This is a genomic window from Streptomyces exfoliatus (genome assembly GCF_000725545.1).
Taxonomy (GTDB): domain Bacteria; phylum Actinomycetota; class Actinomycetes; order Streptomycetales; family Streptomycetaceae; genus Streptomyces; species Streptomyces exfoliatus.
Window position 1 is genome coordinate 1 of the sequence record NZ_JNZP01000068.1, and the last position, 4,199, is coordinate 4,199.

The 4,199-nt window shown below is 68.3% G+C and carries 4 protein-coding genes; 2 read left to right on the forward strand and 2 right to left on the reverse strand.

The genetic code is table 11. The features are described 5' to 3' along the window. Positions 1-30 precede the first annotated feature (30 nt). Positions 31-354: a hypothetical protein gene (locus IO20_RS40610; RefSeq protein ID WP_157850870.1), complete on the reverse strand. Its 324-nt coding sequence runs from the start codon at positions 352-354 to the stop codon at positions 31-33. Between the two features lie 486 nt (positions 355-840). Here IO20_RS40610 and IO20_RS42500 point away from each other — a divergent pair, with 486 nt between their 5' ends. Next, entirely contained in the window at positions 841-1,110 is a 270-nt protein-coding gene (locus IO20_RS42500; protein ID WP_425423767.1) for a cold shock domain-containing protein, read from the forward strand. A 455-nt stretch (positions 1,111-1,565) separates the two neighbouring features. Continuing rightward, positions 1,566-2,219, forward strand: a complete 654-nt coding sequence (locus IO20_RS0134000; protein ID WP_030556929.1) for an HdeD family acid-resistance protein — start codon at positions 1,566-1,568, stop codon at positions 2,217-2,219. A 962-nt stretch (positions 2,220-3,181) separates the two neighbouring features. Here the strand turns inward: IO20_RS0134000 and IO20_RS37225 are convergent. Beyond that, positions 3,182-3,526 (reverse strand): hypothetical protein, encoded by a 345-nt coding sequence (locus IO20_RS37225; protein ID WP_051875185.1) that lies wholly within the window; start codon positions 3,524-3,526, stop codon positions 3,182-3,184. Positions 3,527-4,199: the final 673 nt, after the last annotated feature.

Genomic DNA, 4,199 nt, shown 5'->3' on the forward strand with positions numbered 1-4,199 from the left:
CCTCATGGTCATCACACGCACGCAGCTCGTTCAGACGATCGCCGCTGGCCTACAAGGCAAAGGCTGACTGGTCACACTGCTGCAGGAGCGGTAGACCGTGAGGCGCCGGCTGACCAACAGCGGGGGCACGCCAGAAAAGATCAGGCATTTACCGCGCCGGCCTCCCCCGACTGCTCGTATGTCAAGGACCGGGCGCCCGACCCCATCATCGAACGGCACCACATCACCCAGGCGCAGCTCCCACGGCATGATGTCCTGCGCCATCAGACCGGGAAGCGACCGAGGCAGCACCGCGGTGATCGCCGGAGCGGCACCACGGGTTTCCCCATAGTTCATGATCCATGTCTGCTGCACGAGGAGCAGCCTTACCCAAGTTCACCCGCCCTCCATGCATGACTGACCTGCACGCTTCGAGTGCGGGGCCAGGAACACATCGTGCTGGCGCGCCGCGCGCTCCACTCCCGGGGCCCAGCCCGCTCCCCCGGCATCAGTTCGCGACGGATCACCCTGTGCCGCGTCGTCAGTTCCTTCAGCACGTACGGGCGGCTCTGGAGGTGAAATCGGTGACCGTCGAGCCGGATGGTCATTGTTCCGCTGTGGCCGTGACGTACCGGTGCGGTCATGCGGACGGCGTCGGCCCGGAAGGCCGACCGATCGCTGACGAGGGACAGGTGCTGTGGTGCAGGCTCGTTGTCGGTGGCGCGCGTTGTCCGTTCCCGGTACGTCAGCTGTGTTCACGCCGGAATCTGCTGTTTCACCCCCTGCCCACGCTCTGTCCGTCGGTACGGGACGGGTGGACAGTGGTGGCTTTCGAATCCGGCCAAGCGAAGGACGAAAAGCATGTCGCCACGTGGTGTCGTGAAGTGGTTCAGCCCCACGCTGGGTGTCGGTCTCATCGGCAAGGAAGGCACCAGAGACGACGTAACGGCGGAATCCTCGGCAATTCATGGGGAGGATCGCATGCTGTGCCGCGGAGAAGAGGTCCACTTCGACCTCACCCTGGACAGTTCCGGGCTGAGGGCAGACAACATCTACCGCTCTGACGACGCACGGCACCACCACGGCCCATGCCCCCACACAAGGCACCAGCATCCACCTGAGGTGATCTGACAGACCCCAGGGCGGGTGGCCTGAGTCAGGAGGAGCAGGTCACGGGCCCGTGGATCGGCGAGGAGGGGCTGAGGATTCCCGATCCGATCCCACGTCCGGAGACCCCGGAGGTTCAGGCGTCCTTTCCCTGTCGGCGGCTCGGGGCTTTGCCCTCCCGCCGTGCCCCTTGACCGTCCCTGATGAGGTGAGGCGGCGGGCAGACGAAGGGTGCACACTGGTCCTGGAGCACCGCATGCTCCCCGTTCTGGGCCCCGCGAGAGACAGCGTTACCCCCGGCCGGATCGCATGCGGACGGCCGGACTGGCCCTCCTGTCCGGACCCGTCATCGACGAGGCCCATCCGCACGAACTGCTGGCCTCTCCCGTCACTCGACGTGAACGTCGTGGAGACGTGACTGCTGCCGACTGCCGTGAGGCGTTCCGGGACGATCCACTCGGGCGAGCGGAGGAGGACACATGTCGACGCCACAGGGCTCCGCCCCCCGAGCCGGACCTGAGAACAGGATCGGCGGAGGATCCCCCACGGTCGACCCGGCGGACCAGCTCGCCCGCCTCGGCCGTTCCTGGCTATGGCTCCTGGGCGCCGCGATGGTGACACTCGTCCCGGGTATCCTGGCGCTCGTCTGGCCGGACGTCACCCTGCACGTCCTGGCCGTGCTCATCGGGGTGTACCTGCTGCTGACCGGCGTCTTCCGGTTCGTGACAGTCTTCGGGCGCGACAGTGACCGCATGCCCGGCCTGATCGTGGCCGTGCTGTGTGTCCTGGGCGGAGTGCTGTGCCTGAGGAACCCGCTCCAGACCATCGCCGCGCTCTCGCTGATCGTCGGCGCCGTCTGGCTGATATCCGGCATCGTCACCCTCTACACAGCCATCGCCACCAAGGACATGCCACACCGCGGCATCGTCATGGCCGTCGCGGCCCTCGGCATCGTCGCCGGAATCGTCGTCCTCGCGCTGCCAGCGGAGTCCGCCCGGACCCTGACCAGGCTGCTCGGCCTGTGGCTCGTCCTCCTCGGCCTTGCAGAAACGGCCGTCGCCCTGGCGTGGCGCTCCGCCCTACGCAGAGCGGGCATCACAGACCACACCACGTCCGACCGCCCCGCCGTCTGACAGCCGCGCCACCTGCTCGGCCCCGCACGCCTCCTCACCCCCCATGCGGCCTCTTGCCGTCCTTCCGCGAAGAAGGCTCGGTCTGGTCGCCGGACTCGCACAAAACCTGGCAGAAACGGCACGGAGCGCCGTGGGGATCGACCTGAGGGAAAGAATCTGTCCGGTATGCCTCCCACAGCCCGGACCGGACTCCGGAAACGTACTCGTCGTGTTCGTGTGAGTGCTTCGCCATGGCCGACCAACAGCCACTTCCAGCCAGAAAGAACGGCAGATGCTGGGGCTGTGACTCCACTGCGGCATTGCCTTTCAGCTGCGCCGAAACTGTCACGGCTCGGTATCAGCACCTCTCATCCACTGTCCATATTCAGGTCACTGGGCGCCGGGCCTGGCCCGCACACGCCATATCGGCGCGGGCTGCCGCCAGCCCCTACGGGACCACCGCGCAAGCCGTACTGGGATCGGCCAAGCCACCGCCGAGTCGCCGCCGGGCGGGCCGGGGCTCCAGGAGCACGGGGGCGGGTTTGGCCGTCCAGTCGCCGACTGCGACGCGCTCGGTGGCCGTCATCGCCCGCGGATCACGGGCGGGCGGCTCGGACAGATCGGTGCGGCCAGGATCCAGAGGACGGCGCCGCTCGTCAGGCAGCCGTCCTCGTACGGAGCTGCCGTACGTCCGTACGAGCGTGTGCAAGGCACTGAGAGGATCGCATTCCACCCACGCGCCGGAGGACCGGCGTTTCAGAGCGGTACTCAAGAACGCCAACGACGACCAGGACCTTGCTGGACGTGCCCGCACAGCCACGCCCGCGATCTCGGCCGCCTCCTCAGCCTTCCCGCGCAGCCGTCTGCGCCTTCTTCGCCGACGTGGCTTCCCGCTCGCGTCGGCAGACCTCGGCCTCCGCTTCCCGTGCCGCCGTACGAGCCCGCTCAAGGTCCTCACGCCGACCCGCCGGCCGCCCGGTCGCCTACTTCCGCTGACGCGGCTCGGCGGAGACAGGGCGCGCAGGCACCGTCTGCGGAGTGACCACGGCGAAGCCGACCGCCGCTTCGGGCACCTTCACGAGCCGGCCCTTCGACCACCGCGTAGCAACCTCCGGGTCCGCAAGGACACCGTGGAGGGTCTGCTCAATCTGGTGCTGCTGCCGGCTCGCCGTGCGCAGCTGCTCGGCACCGAGCGTCCGTAGGACCTCCCAGAGGCTCTCGCCCAATGCCAGGAACTGCTCGGCCTCCTGGCGCCGCTCGCGCGCCAGGAGGTTCGCCGCCAAGGCCGCGAGCCCCGGCCGGCGAAGCCCGGCGATCGCCTTCGCCACCGCCGAGTCCTTCTCCTTGCGCGCCTGAGCGACGTACGCGTCCCGCGCGCCGTGGTGAACTCGGTACGGTCGTTGGTTCCCTGCAGGGAACCCTCATAGACCCGCTGCGGCAGGCAGGCATTGCCTGTGGCGTTAGCCGCAGCCACCGCCGCACTGGCATGGGCCGCCGCTCTGACAGCCGCAACTACAGCTCGGACCGCACTGACAATCCGCGATCGGCTTACAGATGTCCGGTGTCGTCAACGCCGTCTGAATCACCATGCTGAATTCCTTCTGCCAAGGGGCAGGTCGCCCGTTCCGGAGACCCGGCAGGCACTCCGGGTCATGACCAACGACCTCAGCCCGCACGCGTCACGCCGTCTCATGGTCGAGACGGGGGCCGCAGCCGCCGTTATTCAGGGCGTGAGCAGGGCGTTGAGCCGTTCAAGAAGGAAGCCGCAGCCGGGGAGGACCCCGACTTGAGGCGCTGGCGGTGCAGGGCCTGCCCAGGCTGGAGCGGCTCCTCCATCTCCCCAGCGACTACAGGCAAAGCTCCAGGTCGGCCCGACTGGTCGCTGATCCGCCTCCCTGGCGCCCCCGTACCCAGTGCCCCCTGGTGCGGGGAGGGGTGCCGGGGCACTGCGTTCCGCTCCTGGGCCCCTCGCGCTCCGGAAGTCGGTATCGGGCGAAGTGG